This is a genomic window from Cedecea sp. (genome assembly GCF_036500665.1).
Classification (GTDB): Bacteria; Pseudomonadota; Gammaproteobacteria; order Enterobacterales; family Enterobacteriaceae; genus Cedecea.
On record NZ_DASYBS010000032.1, the window covers coordinates 14,010 to 27,481 of the forward strand.

Sequence of the window (13,472 nt, forward strand, 5' to 3'; positions counted from 1 at the left end):
AAAAACTATGTGGAAAACATTACATCAGCTTGCTAAACCGGAGCGGCTTTATCACTTCTGCGGCCGTCTGCTGCCCTGGCTGGCTATCCTCAGCGCTGTGCTGCTGTTGGTTGGCTGCGTCTGGGGCTTTGGTATTGCACCGGCAGACTACCAGCAGGGGCAAAGCTACCGGATTATGTACCTGCACGTTCCGGCGGCCATGTGGTCGATAGGCATTTACGCCAGCATGGCGATTGCGGCCTTTATTGGTCTGGTGTGGCAGATAAAAACCGCCGATCTTGCGGTGATGGCGATGGCGCCCGTCGGCGCGGCGTTTACCTTTATTGCACTCGTCACCGGTTCAGCCTGGGGCAAGCCGATGTGGGGCACCTGGTGGATTTGGGACGCAAGGCTGACCTCCGAGCTGGTGCTGCTGTTCCTCTACGTGGGCGCGATTGCCCTGTATAGCGCGTTTGACGACCGCCGCCTTGCGGGGCGCGCCGCCGGGATTCTGGTGCTGGTCGGCGTGGTGAACCTGCCGATTATTCATTTCTCTGTCGAGTGGTGGAACACGCTGCACCAGGGATCCACCAATATGCAGCAAAGCATTGACCCGTCGATGCGTACGCCGCTGCGCTGGACTATTTTCGGCTTCCTGGCGCTGTTTATCACGCTCACCCTGATGCGCCTGCGCAACCTGCTGCTGCAGCAGGAAAGCCGCCGTCCTTGGGTGTTAGCGCTTGCTAACGGTAAAGGAGCAAAATCATGACATGGGCGTTCACTGACTGGCGCGAGTTCTTCGCCATGGGCGGCTACGCCTTTTACGTCTGGCTGGCGGTGGCCTTTACGCTGTTGCCGCTGCTTGGGCTGATTTTCCATACCCGCTACCAGCACCGCGCCATTCTGCGGGCGGTGGCTCGCCAGCAAGCCAGAGAGCAGCGTATCCGCGTCGCTCGCCAGCGCCAGGAGGAAGTTTAAGTGAATCCGCGTCGTAAAAACCGGCTTTATCTGGCCGTGGCGGTACTGGCGGGGCTTGGGCTGACCATCACGCTCGTGCTTTATGCCCTGCGCAGCAATATCGACCTGTTTTATACCCCCGGCGAAATTATCTATGGCAAAGGCGAAAGCCGGCTGATGCCGGAAACCGGGCAGCGTCTGAGGATCGGCGGCATGGTGATGCCGGGCAGCGTAAAGCGCGACAGCCAAAGCCTGAAGGTCAGCTTCAAGCTGTATGACGCTCGCGGCGTGGTGGACGTGACCTACGAGGGCATTCTGCCGGATCTGTTCCGCGAGGGGCAGGGCGTGGTGGCCCAGGGCGTGATGGAAGGTGCCACGCTTATCCACGCCAAAGAGGTGCTGGCGAAGCACGATGAGAACTACACTCCGCCGGAAGTAAAAGCGGCGATGGAGCAAAATCACCAGCAGGCCCCGGAAGTGTACAAGGATAACGCCCTATGATGCCGGAAATCGGTGGTTTCTTACTGTGTCTGGCGCTCGGCTGGTCCCTGCTGCTAAGCATTTACCCGCTCTGGGGCGTGGCGCGCGGCGACAAGCGGCTGATGGCCTCCGCGCGGCCGTTCAGCTGGGCGCTGTTTATTACCCTTTGCGCGTCATTCCTGATCCTGGTTAACGCCTTTGTGGTGAACGACTTCAGCGTGCTGTATGTCGCTAATAACGCCAATACCGAACTGCCGGTCTGGTATCGCGTGGCGGCAACCTGGGGCGCGCACGAAGGGTCTTTGATGCTGTGGGTGCTGATGATGAGCGGCTGGACGTTTGCCGTTTCGCTCACCGGGCGCAGCATGCCAAAAGAAGACCATGCCCGCGTGCTGGCGGTAATGGGGATGATTAACTTCGGCTTCCTGCTGTTTATTATTTTCACCTCTAACCCGTTTATCCGCACGCTGCCGGATTATCCGCTGGAAGGGCGCGACTTAAACCCGCTGCTGCAGGACATAGGCCTGATTGTGCATCCGCCGCTGCTGTATATGGGCTATGTTGGCTTTTCCGTGGCGTTTGCTTTCTCGATTGCGGCCCTGCTGGGCGGCAGGCTGGATAGCGCCTGGGCGCGCTGGACTCGTCCGTGGACGCTGGCGGCATGGGCTTTCTTAACCGTTGGGATCGTGCTTGGCTCGGCGTGGGCCTATTACGAACTGGGCTGGGGCGGCTGGTGGTTCTGGGACCCGGTGGAAAACGCCTCGTTTATGCCCTGGCTGGCTGGCACGGCGCTGATCCATTCGCTCTCGGTCACCGAAAAGCGCGGCAGCTTTAAGGCCTGGACCGTGCTGCTGGCGATTAGCGCCTTCTCGCTTTGCCTGCTGGGCACGTTCCTGGTGCGCTCCGGCGTGCTGGTGTCGGTGCACTCTTTTGCCTCCGACCCGGCGCGCGGTATGTTTATTCTCGCTTTCCTGGTTGTTGTTATCGGCGGCTCGCTGCTGCTGTATGCGGTAAAAGGCAGCAAGGTGCGTTCCCGCGTGAGCAACGATCTCTGGTCGCGCGAGTCTTTCCTGCTCGGCAATAACATCTTGCTGATTGCCGCCATGCTGGTGGTTTTGCTGGGCACGCTGCTGCCGCTGGTGCATAAGCAGCTTGGGCTGGGCAGCATTTCTATCGGCGAACCGTTCTTTAATACGATGTTTACCGCGCTGATGGCGCCGTTTGCGCTGATGCTCGGCATCGGGCCGCTGGTTCGCTGGCGGCGCGACGAACCGGGCAAGCTGCGCAAGCATCTGCTGGTGGCCGTGGCCGTGACGCTGGTTCTGTCGCTGCTGCTGCCGTGGCTGATGCAGGATCGCGTTGAAGCGATGACGGTGGTCGGCCTGCTGATGGCTATCTGGGTCTTTGTGCTGGCGCTGATGGAGGTTTATCAGCGCGCCACGCACCGCCACGGTTTCTGGGATGGGTTACGCAAAATTCCTGCCAGCCACTGGGGCATGGTTTCCGCGCATCTTGGCCTGGCGGTGACGATGGTCGGTATCGCCTTTAGCCAGAGCTACAGCGTGGAGCGAGACGTGCGCATGAAGTCCGGCGACAGCATTGATATTCATCAGTATCACTTCGTGTTCCGGGAAGTGCGGGACATCACCGGCCCTAACTATCGCGGCGGCGTGGGCGTTATCGACGTCACCCGTAACGGCAGGCCGGAAGCCACGCTGCACGCTGAAAAACGTTTTTATAACAGCAACCGGGCGATGATGACCGAGGCGGCCATCGACGGCGGTTTCACCCGTGACCTCTATGCCGCGCTGGGCGAAGAGCTGGCCGACGGCAGCTGGGCGGTGCGCCTTTATTACAAACCTTTCGTGCGCTGGATTTGGGCGGGCGGGCTGCTGATGGCGCTCGGCGGGCTCTTCTGCCTGTGCGACCCGCGTTATCGCAACCGTAAAGTTAAGCCGGAGGCCGCCGTATGAAGCGCCGCTATCTGTTTATTCCGCTGGCGCTGTTTATGCTGCTGGCCTCGTTGCTGCTCTGGCAGCTGGCGCGTAACGCGCAGGGCGAAGCGCCCACCGATCTGGAGTCGGCGCTGATTGGCAAACCGGTGCCGGTGTTTCGCCTGGAATCGCTCGACGAGCCCGGCAAAGAGTGGGGCCGCGAAGTCCTTGCGGACGGCAAGCCGCTGCTGCTGAACGTCTGGGCGACCTGGTGCCCAACCTGCCGCGCCGAGCATAAGTTTCTGAACGGGCTGGCCGCGCAGGGCGTGCGTGTGGTGGGTATGAACTATAAAGACGACCGCCACAAAGCGATTAACTGGCTGCGCGATCTCGGGAACCCGTACATGTTAAGCCTGTTTGACGGCAACGGCATGCTGGGGCTGGATCTCGGCGTGTACGGCGCGCCGGAAACCTTCCTGATCGACGGCAAAGGGATCGTTCGCTATCGCCATGCGGGCGATCTGAACGATCGCGTCTGGCAGCAGGAGTTAAAACCGCTGTGGGAGAAATACAGCCAGGAGGCGGGATCGTGATGCGCGCAGTTTCCTTGCTTATCGGCATGCTGTTCAGCCTTCACGCGGCGGCGGCCATCGATACCTTCACTTTTAAGGATGAAGCGCAGGAGCAACAGTTCCGCCAGCTGACCGAAGAGCTGCGCTGTCCTAAGTGCCAGAACAACAGCATTGCGGATTCAAACGCGATGATAGCCTCCGACATGAAGCTCAAGGTTTATGAGCTGATGCAGCAGGGCAAAAGCAAGCCGCAGATCGTCGATTACATGGTGGAGCGCTACGGGCATTTCGTCACCTACGAGCCGCCGTTGACGCCTGCGACGGTTATCCTCTGGGCGCTGCCCGCGCTGTTTGTGGTCGGCGGTATCGGCGTTATCGTGCTGCGCAGCCGCAGGCGGCAAAAGATTTCTCTGGCGGAGGATTATTCGGCGCAGTCTGGGGCGGTAGCCAGGGGAAAAATCTCGCTGTGGGTCTTTTTACCCGGGGCGCTGATCCTCGTGGCGGTCAGCGCTGGCAGTTATCTGAAAACCGCCGGGCTGGGCCAGCTACAGGCCTGGCGGCAGGCGACCGCCGAGACGCCAGCGTTGTTAAAACGTGTTCTCGACCCGCAGGCCGCGCCCCTGACTATGGAAGAGATGGCGCGTCTTGGGTTAGGATTACGCACGCGATTGCAGCAACAGCCTGATAATCTTGAAGGCTGGATGATGCTAGGACGCATTGGCATGGTGCTAAATAACGCCACGACGGCGACACAAGCTTTTGCTCATGCGTATAAACTTGCGCCCGCAAACGGCGAGGCAAAGCTGGGCTATGCTGAAGTATTGACCCGCTCCGCCGACGCGCAGGACAACCAGCTGGGTGGCCTCCTGCTCCGCGAAATGCTAAAAGATGACCACACGAATATTCGCGTGCTCAGCCTGCTGGCGTTCAATGCCTTTGAGCGGCAGAACTACCGTGAGGCGATTGGCGCGTGGGAAATCATGCTGAAAGTTTTACCGGCTAACGACCAGCGCCGCGCCGTCATTGAGCGCAGCATCGATCAGGCGAGGGCCCAAACTGAACCGGGCACCACTGAAAGCGCAGATAAACAATAAGAGGGAAACGCTAATGAATTTCCGCCTGACCGGACTTGCTCTGGCAACAACGGTATTAGTGGGATGTGCCAGTTCCGGCAGCCAGGAGCCTCAGGGACGTTCGGATCCGCTGGAAGGCTTCAACCGTTCAATGTTCAACTTCAACTACAACGTGCTGGACCCGTATGTGCTGCGTCCGGTCGCTGTAGCGTGGCGTGACTATGTGCCGGTACCGGCGCGTAACGGCCTGAGCAACTTCACCAGCAACCTCGAAGAGCCGGCCACCATGGTGAACTACTTCGTGCAGGGCGACCCGTATCAGGGGATGGTGCACTTTACGCGCTTCTTCCTGAACACCCTGCTGGGGATGGGCGGCTTCATCGACGTTGCCGGAATGGCGAACCCTAAACTGCAGCGCGTCGAGCCTCACCGCTTCGGCAGCACGCTGGGCCACTATGGCGCAGGCTATGGCCCTTACGTCATGCTGCCTGGCTACGGCAGCTTCACGCTGCGTGAAGACGGTGGTGACTTTGCCGATACGCTCTATCCGGTGCTTTCCTGGCTGACCTGGCCGATGTCCATCGGGAAATGGACGGTGGAAGGTATCGAAACCCGTGCCCAGCTGCTGGACTCCGACGGCCTGCTGCGCCAGTCTTCTGACCCGTATATCACAGTACGCGAGGCTTACTTCCAGCGGCATGACTTCCTGGCCAACGGCGGCCAGCTGAAGCCAGAAGCGAACCCGAACGCGGCGGCGATTCAGGATGACCTGAAAGATATCGACTCCCAGTAAGCGATACCCGGATGTGAAAAAGCGAACATTTATGTTCGCTTTTTTATTGTCATCATACTGACATAAAATGACACATCTTTACTCGCCAGCATTTTGTGTTGGTATGTTATAAAATAACAATCTAAAAATACTGCGCATTTCCTGCGCATCTCACGTTTAAAACATCATGCCACCTACCCGGTTACCCGAAGCTGAACTGCTGCCTCAGGCGCTGCCCGCTCGTTATTCGCTGGCCGCCGCGCAGGCCCGACTCGCTGCGCGAGCGGTGTTTGCCTTAACCTTCTTGCTGTTTATGATGCTCCTTCTGGCGCTGACGGTCAGTATTCTGGAGCCGACTTCACGCTGGGTTGCTTTGTTATGCAGCAATGCTGCAGCGCTGTTGTTATTGGTCATTTCGCTACATGCCGCCCAGCGTATTTGCCAGTGGCGCAGCGGTAAAGTTACGCCTCAGGCAGAATCTCAGGCTCAGCCGGAAGAAGCCCCAAAGGGCAGTATTGCCCGCTGGTTTGCTGGTCTTTTGCCGCTGAATTTTGCCCGCATTGAAGCCTTTTTTAAGGCTGAGGGAATTTGGTCCGGCGCACTTGCCGCGCTGGCGTTCTATATTGCTCTTTCCGGCTGGAACACCAGCTTTGTTCCGCTGGCGGAGAACAATAACCGCTGGATAGCCGTTGCCTGCCTGATAGTCTCGCTTTTTGTCCTGCTGGTGGCCGAGCGCCATCTTAGCGCTGTGCCTAAAGAGGCTTCGCCCGAGGCCGGGCCGGTAGCTCCGCTGTTACGCCTGGTGATGGCGGTGCAGCTGCTGACTCTGCCTGGGCTTATCTGGCCGCAGCTTAACAGCCCGCTGGTGATAAATCTGCCCGCCGTGCTGGTGCTGCTGGTTTCAGCAGAATTTATGCTGCGCGGCCTGTTCTCTCTGTTTGCCCCGCCCGGCGACGGCACGACAGAACCCGGCCTGATTCCCAAAAGCCAGCTGGCGGCGCAGCTAACCTGGCCGCCGCGCCCGCTCGGTTTTTTGCAGCAACAGCTGCATCAGCGTTTTGGCATAGACCTGCGTCAGGTCTGGGCGTTTACCGTCTTAAAACGCGCCTTTATTCCTATGCTAGCCATTATGCTGCTTTGCGGCTGGCTGCTGACCGGGCTGCAGCAAATTTCGGCCACCGAGCGCGGCGTCTATGAGCGCTTTGGGCGTTCGGTCGCGGTGCTTGAACCAGGCCTGCATCTGGGCATGCCGTGGCCGTTTGGTCGGGTTTGGCTGACGGAAAACGGTCAGGTACATGAGCTGGCCGCCGGGGAAGATCCTGCGAATCAGCCGCCGCTAAAACGTGCTGACGCCGAAGGGCCTGCGCCCGCCAGCGCTGACCGCCTGTGGGATGCCACCCATAACTTCGACAAAGCGCAAATCATCGCCAGCCAAAGCGGGGACCAACAAAGCCTGCAAATCGTGAACAGTGACGTGCGCTTTATGTGGCGCATCGGGCTGAGCGATAAAGCCGCGCTGGCGGCGACCTACCGCGCAGTGAACCTTCAGGAGCTGGTGCGCAGCACCGCGAACCAAGTGCTGGTGCATCAGTTTTCCTCTTTAACGCTGGACGATGTGCTCAGCGAGCGGCGTGACGACCTTGCCCTGCAGATTAATCGCGCCGTTCAGCAGCAGCTGGATAGCCTGAACAGCGGCGTGGAGATTCTTTCTACCGTCGTTGAGGCAATTCATCCCCCTGCCGGAGCAGCCGACGCGTTTCACGGCGTGCAGGCCGCGCAAATTGCGGCCCAGTCGCTGATCCTCCGCGAGCGAGGGAGCGCGGCAGAAAAAGCCGCGCTTGCCGCAACCAATGCGGCGGTGCGCCAGAACACGGCACAAATCAACGCCACCGAAGCGTTAAGCCTGGCTCAGGCTACGGCGACCCGCTTCGCTGCACAGAAAAATGCCTGGCAGCAGGCAGGGCAGGTCTTTATTGACGAGCTTTGGTTTAAGCAGCTTCAGCTGGCGCTCAGCGGCCGTCCTTTGCTGGTTATCGACCGGCGGATCGGGGCCGGTTCTCCGCCGACGCTTGACCTGCGTGATTTTCCCACTTCGACCGATGCAGCGCGCCGCGATGCGCCAGCTAAACCCGCACAGGAGCTTTCCCGGTGAGCCACTCGCACTCTCATGGACATCATCACCATCATCATGGTCACGGCTGTGGCCACGATCGTTATTCTGCCCCGGAAGGCGGTAAAAAAGGGATCTGGAAGCGTATTACCGCCGCCGCTGTGCTGGTGCTTATCCTGCTTGCTGCCGCGAGCCTGGTACAGGTGCGATCCGGCGAATCGCTGGTGATCACTCGCTTTGGTAAACCCGTTCGGGTGCTGCTTGAGCCGGGGCTTGCCTGGCGAATTCCGGCGCCTTTTGAAACCGCAACGGTGGTGGATCTGCGCCTGCGGACGACATCAAGCGGGCTGCAGGATGTAGGCACACGCGATGGCCTGCGGATCATCGTTCAGTCCTATGCGGTGTGGGAAGTCGATAACACGCCTGAGCACGTGCAGCGCTTTATGCGGGCGGTGCAGAATCAGCCGGATGAAGCGGCGCGGCAGATCCGTACTTATTTAGGCTCTGCGCTGGAAACCACCGCCAGCGGCTTCACGCTTTCTCAACTGGTGAATACCGACGGTAAGCAGGTGCAGTTGGCACAGTTTGAGTCCCATCTTCAGCAGCAAATCAGCCAGCCGCTGCTGCAAAGCTACGGCATCCGGCTGGTACAAATGGGCACCGAGCGCCTGACGCTGCCTGCCGTCACGCTTAATGCCACCGTTGACCGTATGCGCGCCGAGCGTGAAACCATCGCCATTGAACGTACGGCGGAAGGTAAACGCGCGGCGGCAGAAATTCGCTCCGCAGCGGATCGCGATGCCCGTATTACCGAGGCGCAGGCTTCGGTGAAAGCGGCGGATATTGAGGCTCAGGCTCAGGTGCAAACGGCCTCTATTTACGGCAAAGCCTATGCCAGCGCGCCACAGCTTTACAGCCTGCTGCGTCAGATTGATGCCCTCAGCGGCATGGTCAATGCGCAAACCCGGCTGGTGCTGCGTACCGATGCCAAACCGTTCAGCCTGCTGGTTGACGGGCCACAGATGGATAAAGCTGCGGATAAAAAACCATGACCGAACGGCAAAAACTTGAGCCCGGCGGGCCGTGGACGCAATCGATCCGGCTGGCGTTTATCGCCATATTTGTGCTGACGCTGTTTGCCGCCGGAGCCTGGCTGCTTTCGAACGTCCGGCAGATCCCGGCGGGAAGCAGGGCGGTAGTGCTGCGTTTTGGCGCAGAGCAACGTGTCGCCGAGCCGGGGCTGTTGCTTGCCTGGCCCGCGCCGGTGAATGAAGTGGTGATGGTGCCGGGGGCGGATCGGGTGATTGAGCACCGGGTGACCGCCCTGCTGCGTTCGCCCGAGGCGCAAAGTCTGGATATTAACGGGGGCCCTGGGAACGACGCTGTTTCAGGTTCCGGCTTCCTGCTGACCGGTGATGCAGGCGTGGTACAGCTGGATATTAGCGTGTTCTATCGGGTCAGAACCCCGACTACCTATGTGTTTCAGGGCAAGCACATTTTGCCGCTGCTCGACAGGCTGGTTGAGCGCGCGGCGGTGGCGGTCTGCGCGTCACGCGATCTGGATACTATTCTGGTTGCCCGCCCCGAAATGCCTGGTAACGACATGAACGTTGCCCAGCAGCGCGAACAGCTGCGCAGTGACGTACAGCGTAACATCGAGCAAAACCTGCTGCGGCTTCAGCAGGCGGGAAGCGACGCGGGTATTACGCTTGAGAGGGTGACCGTTCAGTCCGCCTTGCCGTTAGCAACCGTTACGGCGTTCAACGCGGTATTAACCGCCAGCCAGCAGGCGTCGAAAGCGGTGGCGACCGCGCAAAGTGATGCGTCGTTAACGCGCCAGAAGGCGGTGCAGCAGGCTGACCAGATGCTGCAAACCGCTCAGGCAAACGCGCAGGAAAGCGTGGCTAAAGCGCAGTCGGATACCGCGACTATCGCTCATCTTGCCAGCAACCATGACGATCCAGATTTACTGGGGCGAATTTACCGTCAGCGGATAGCCGAGATTTTGTCCCGGGCCGGATCGGTGATTACCGTGTCGCCGCAGGATGACGATCATCTGATTTTGCAGGGCGTGGCGCAAAAAGAGGCGGCTAAACCATGACTTCTTCAGTCCAGGCCGGCGGGGCGTTGACCCGTCAGGAACAGAAACATATTACTCGCCAGCTGCTGCTGGCGCTGGTTGCCAGCGGGGCGCTGATTCTCGGCCTGCTCTGGCGCTGGCTAGCTCCTCAGCAGGTTGCCGTCGGTGATTTACTGCTGGGCGCGGCATCCCTCGTTGTGGCGGTGCCGGTGCTGCGGCATGCGCTGCACAGCCTGCGTTACCCCAGCCTGCACGGGCTGACAGACCAGCTCATTGCGCTGGCTTTACTGGGCGCGTGGGCGACGGGCGATCTCCTGACCGCCGCGCTGCTGCCGCTGATCATGATTGTCGGGCATATTCTTGAAGAACGCAGCGTGATCGGTTCTCAGGAAGCCATCGAAGCGCTGAGCAAGCTTACGCGCAGCCGCGCCAGACGCGTTGATGCTGAGGGTCAACTAAAGGATATCGACAACCACGATCTCGAACCCGGCGATGTTGTTGAGGTGCGTGCCGGAGACCATATCCCCGCCGACGGCCTGGTGCTGGAGGGCAAAGCAAGTCTGGATACGGCACCGATCACCGGCGAGTCGGTACCGCAGGAAGTTGAGCCCGGCGCCGAAGTTTTTGGTGGGGCGATAAACCTTGATGGCCTGCTGCGCATCCGGGTCACGCGCACCGGAGAAACGTCGACGCTGGGGCGCGTGATCGCCCTGATGCAAAGCGCCGAACAGGCAAGCCCGCCGATAACCCGACTGCTTGAGCGCCACGCCGCCCGCTATTTGCTGCTGGTGCTGATGATTGCCGCCAGTACCTGGTTCCTGACGCAGGATGCTCAGGCAATGCTGGCGGTATTGGTGGCCGCCTGCCCGTGTGCGCTGGTGCTCTCAGCGCCTGCTTCATCTATTGCCGGGCTGACGGTGGCCGCCCGTCACGGCATTTTAATTCGCGGCGCGGCTTTTCTTGAGGAGCTGGCGGAGATCAACGCCGTGGTGGTCGACAAGACCGGTACCCTGACGCACGGTAAGCTGCACCTGCAGGCTCTGGTACCCTTTGGCGATACCGATCCTGCCTCGTTGAAAACACTGGCGGCCAGCCTGGGCGCAACCAGCAATCACCCGGTCAGCCGTGCGCTGAGCGAGATCGTGTCACGCGAGGCCTGGTTCCCGCTTGATAACGTGCGGGAACATCAGGGGTTAGGCGTTTCTGCTTCTACCCCACAGGGCGAAGCCGTACTCGGCAGGCGCGAGCTGTTGGCCACAACGCTTGCTGACTTACCGGAGGCTCCGGAGCATGACGGCCCGATTGTCGGGCTGGCGCTGGAGGGGCATTTTCTTGGCTGGCTGCTGCTGGCCGATAGCCTGCGCGGTGAGGCCGCAACGGCAATGGCCGAGCTGCGTGAGCTTGGGTTGAGTCGTCAGCTTTTACTGACCGGCGATCGCCAGTCAGTTGCCGACCGGATTGCGCATCAGGTGGGTATTGTCGACGTGGTGGCTGGCGCGCTCCCGGCGGATAAGCTTGAGCAGGTGAAGCGGCAAATCGACGGCGGCTACCGGCCTATGGTTATCGGCGACGGCATTAATGATTCTCTGGCCTTGAAGGCTGGCGTGGTCGGCGTGGCGATGGGGGCGGGAGGCTCTGATATTGCGATGTCGTCGGCGGATATTGTATTGATTGGCAGCGATCTTCGTCGACTGGGCACCTGCGTGCGCTTAAGCCGCCGCTGCCGCCGTACTTTGCAGGTCAACGTCTTTATCGGACTGGGCTGGACGCTGGCGATTGTCGCGATGGCGGCTTTCGGCTGGCTGGGCGCGTCTGGCGCCGTCGTCGCCGCGCTGCTGCATAATCTCAGCACGCTGCTGGTGCTCGGCAACGCGGGAAGGTTATTGCGGTTTGAAGAGAAGCTGAGCGAGCAGGCATAAAAAAACCGCCTTCATGATGAAGGCGGTTTGCTTTTGGGGCGGTAACTTAGAACGCGTAGTTGAAGTTCGCGCCGTACAGCCAGGCTTTACCTTCAGATTTGAAGGTATATGGACCTTCTTCGATGGTCACTTTCTGGCCGTGCATGTAGGAAACACCTACGTCCACAGAAGCGTCTTTGTTAAACGCATAAGTGGTCCCGGCGCTCAGCCACAGGCGGTCCTGATCCGGAATGGAGATAGAACGCTTGTCGGCCGGAACCGGGCTGTCATCAAAGGCGATACCGGTACGGAACGTCCAGTTGTCGTCCATGTAGTAGGTGGTACCCAGCGCGATGCGGTAAGCATCTTTGAAGCCTTCATCTTTATAGAACAGCGTCTGGCCGTTGCTGCCGGTCGCTTTCAGCTCCTGGAACTGGCTCCAGCTGGTGTAGGTCAGGCTATAGTGAACGGCCCATTTCGGCGCAACTTTGTTATAACCGGACAGTTCCCACATTTCTGGCAGATGCAGGCTCAGAGAGCCCGGGACAGTCTGACCATTGGTGCCCGAAGGCAGACCAAAGTTAGACAACAGTGGATTATAGGCCGCCGGCAGGCTGCTCTTATAGTCGCCGTCGAAGTCGACTTTCACTTCTGAACGGTAGGTAAAGCCATAGCGGTTGTCTTTATCAATTTCGTAAAGAATACCGGCGTTCCAGCCGAAGCCCCATTTATCACCCTTCAGGTGAGCAATCTGGGTATTAGCAGGAATGCTGCCGATAGCCTGGCGTTGAGCCGGAGTCAGCGGAGCTGCTGGATTACCAGCAATCAGCTGCGGCAGGTCACCCGCATAGCGTTCAATTTTCGCCTTAGCGTAAACAGCATCAAAGCCCAGACCGAAGCTCCAGTTGCTGTTCAGGCGGTAGGCGCCGCTCAGGTTCAGGTTCAGAGTCGTCAGGTCGGTCGTGCCGCCCATTGAGCCTGCGGTATAGCTGTCATTATATTCGGTGGCCAGGCCGTAGTTAGAGGTGACAGAGGCACCCCAGCCAAACTGATCGTTAATCGGCGCAACAAAGTGCAGGTTTGGAACCCATGCGGTTGGCGCGATGTTTTTCGCATCGGTGCTTTTACCGGTTTTTGACGTACCAGAGATATCAACATCCGGGTCAACGAAGATAGCACCCGCGGAGAAAGAGGGGCGGTCAAACATCATGATGGTGGCGGGGTTGCGGCTTGCTGAACCCGCGTTATCCGCTACTGCACCTTCCCCCGAATACGCTCGGCCAAGGCCAGAGGAAGAGAACTCGTTTAATTGAAAGCCGGCGGCATACGCCTGGGAAGAGACTATTGCCACTGCAACCGCGAGGGCTGACTTTGCAAACAGGTTTTTCTGGCTCATGACCAAAACCTCATTGATTTATTTTTATGCAAACAATGTTACATACCGTAACAGGAGCGCGAATAGTAGGGACTGATCGGGTACAGAGAAATCAGACCAGTGGCGAGAGTATAGGTCTGACCAGCAAGGATGTTGCAAGTTTGTTTCTAAAGTTTTTCTTGTTTGATCTTAAAAACGGGATCTGGCTGGCAAAATCCGGGGGAACTTCCTGCCAATTGGGG

At 59.3% G+C, this 13,472-nt stretch carries 12 protein-coding genes; 11 read left to right on the forward strand and 1 reads right to left on the reverse strand.

All coding sequences use genetic code 11. From position 1 onward, the window contains the following. The first annotated feature begins 7 nt into the window (after positions 1-7). The 11 genes from VGM55_RS05465 (at position 8) to VGM55_RS05515 (ending at position 11,876) form a co-directional block, all read left to right on the forward strand. On the forward strand, positions 8-748 hold the full coding sequence (locus tag VGM55_RS05465; protein WP_331634837.1) for a heme ABC transporter permease: 741 nt from the start codon (positions 8-10) through the stop codon (positions 746-748). Continuing rightward, positions 745-957, forward strand: a complete 213-nt coding sequence (ccmD, locus tag VGM55_RS05470) for a heme exporter protein CcmD (protein ID WP_154188761.1) — start codon at positions 745-747, stop codon at positions 955-957. The genes VGM55_RS05465 and ccmD overlap by 4 nt, the downstream gene beginning before the upstream one ends. Continuing rightward, the gene (gene ccmE / locus VGM55_RS05475; RefSeq protein ID WP_331634838.1) at positions 958-1,437 is read left to right on the forward strand and encodes a cytochrome c maturation protein CcmE; all 480 of its coding nucleotides are present in this window, start codon (positions 958-960) and stop codon (positions 1,435-1,437) included. Next, positions 1,434-3,389, forward strand: coding sequence for a heme lyase CcmF/NrfE family subunit (locus tag VGM55_RS05480; RefSeq protein WP_331634839.1), 1,956 nt, complete (start codon positions 1,434-1,436; stop codon positions 3,387-3,389). Before ccmE ends, VGM55_RS05480 begins: the two co-directional genes overlap by 4 nt. Beyond that, positions 3,386-3,943 (forward strand): DsbE family thiol:disulfide interchange protein, encoded by a 558-nt coding sequence (locus VGM55_RS05485; RefSeq protein ID WP_331634840.1) that lies wholly within the window; start codon positions 3,386-3,388, stop codon positions 3,941-3,943. Before VGM55_RS05480 ends, VGM55_RS05485 begins: the two co-directional genes overlap by 4 nt. Continuing rightward, complete coding sequence (locus tag VGM55_RS05490; RefSeq protein WP_331634851.1) at positions 3,943-5,016, forward strand: cytochrome c-type biogenesis protein CcmH; 1,074 nt, start codon at positions 3,943-3,945, stop codon at positions 5,014-5,016. Before VGM55_RS05485 ends, VGM55_RS05490 begins: the two co-directional genes overlap by 1 nt. A 13-nt stretch (positions 5,017-5,029) precedes the next feature. Next, a complete protein-coding gene (gene mlaA / locus VGM55_RS05495; protein WP_154188768.1) occupies positions 5,030-5,788 on the forward strand; it encodes a phospholipid-binding lipoprotein MlaA in 759 nt (252 codons plus the stop codon). Positions 5,789-5,954: 166 nt separating this feature from the next. After that, positions 5,955-7,919, forward strand: a complete 1,965-nt coding sequence (locus VGM55_RS05500) for a protease modulator HflK (protein ID WP_331634841.1) — start codon at positions 5,955-5,957, stop codon at positions 7,917-7,919. Next, positions 7,916-8,929: a protease modulator HflC gene (locus VGM55_RS05505; protein ID WP_331634842.1), complete on the forward strand. Its 1,014-nt coding sequence runs from the start codon at positions 7,916-7,918 to the stop codon at positions 8,927-8,929. The genes VGM55_RS05500 and VGM55_RS05505 overlap by 4 nt, the downstream gene beginning before the upstream one ends. Further along, complete coding sequence (locus VGM55_RS05510; protein ID WP_331634843.1) at positions 8,926-9,978, forward strand: protease modulator HflK; 1,053 nt, start codon at positions 8,926-8,928, stop codon at positions 9,976-9,978. The genes VGM55_RS05505 and VGM55_RS05510 overlap by 4 nt, the downstream gene beginning before the upstream one ends. After that, entirely contained in the window at positions 9,975-11,876 is a 1,902-nt protein-coding gene (locus tag VGM55_RS05515; RefSeq protein ID WP_331634844.1) for a cation-translocating P-type ATPase, read from the forward strand. Before VGM55_RS05510 ends, VGM55_RS05515 begins: the two co-directional genes overlap by 4 nt. A gap of 46 nt (positions 11,877-11,922) precedes the next feature. Here the strand turns inward: VGM55_RS05515 and fadL are convergent, their stop codons facing one another. Next, on the reverse strand, positions 11,923-13,251 hold the full coding sequence (gene fadL, locus VGM55_RS05520; protein ID WP_331634845.1) for a long-chain fatty acid transporter FadL: 1,329 nt from the start codon (positions 13,249-13,251) through the stop codon (positions 11,923-11,925). Between the last annotated feature and the right edge of the window lie 221 nt (positions 13,252-13,472).

Excerpts from the sequence above, each read along its gene's own strand:
- VGM55_RS05465 (WP_331634837.1), top strand. The coding sequence starts at position 8 with ATGTGGAAAACATTACATCAGCTTGCTAAACCGGAGCGGCTTTATCAC.
- ccmD (WP_154188761.1), top strand. The coding sequence starts at position 745 with ATGACATGGGCGTTCACTGACTGGCGCGAGTTCTTCGCCATGGGCGGC.
- VGM55_RS05480 (WP_331634839.1), top strand. The coding sequence starts at position 1,434 with ATGATGCCGGAAATCGGTGGTTTCTTACTGTGTCTGGCGCTCGGCTGG.
- VGM55_RS05485 (WP_331634840.1), top strand. The coding sequence starts at position 3,386 with ATGAAGCGCCGCTATCTGTTTATTCCGCTGGCGCTGTTTATGCTGCTG.
- VGM55_RS05490 (WP_331634851.1), top strand. The coding sequence starts at position 3,943 with ATGCGCGCAGTTTCCTTGCTTATCGGCATGCTGTTCAGCCTTCACGCG.
- mlaA (WP_154188768.1), top strand. The coding sequence starts at position 5,030 with ATGAATTTCCGCCTGACCGGACTTGCTCTGGCAACAACGGTATTAGTG.
- VGM55_RS05500 (WP_331634841.1), top strand. The coding sequence starts at position 5,955 with ATGCCACCTACCCGGTTACCCGAAGCTGAACTGCTGCCTCAGGCGCTG.
- VGM55_RS05510 (WP_331634843.1), top strand. The coding sequence starts at position 8,926 with ATGACCGAACGGCAAAAACTTGAGCCCGGCGGGCCGTGGACGCAATCG.
- VGM55_RS05515 (WP_331634844.1), top strand. The coding sequence starts at position 9,975 with ATGACTTCTTCAGTCCAGGCCGGCGGGGCGTTGACCCGTCAGGAACAG.
- fadL (WP_331634845.1), bottom strand. The coding sequence starts at position 13,251 with ATGAGCCAGAAAAACCTGTTTGCAAAGTCAGCCCTCGCGGTTGCAGTG.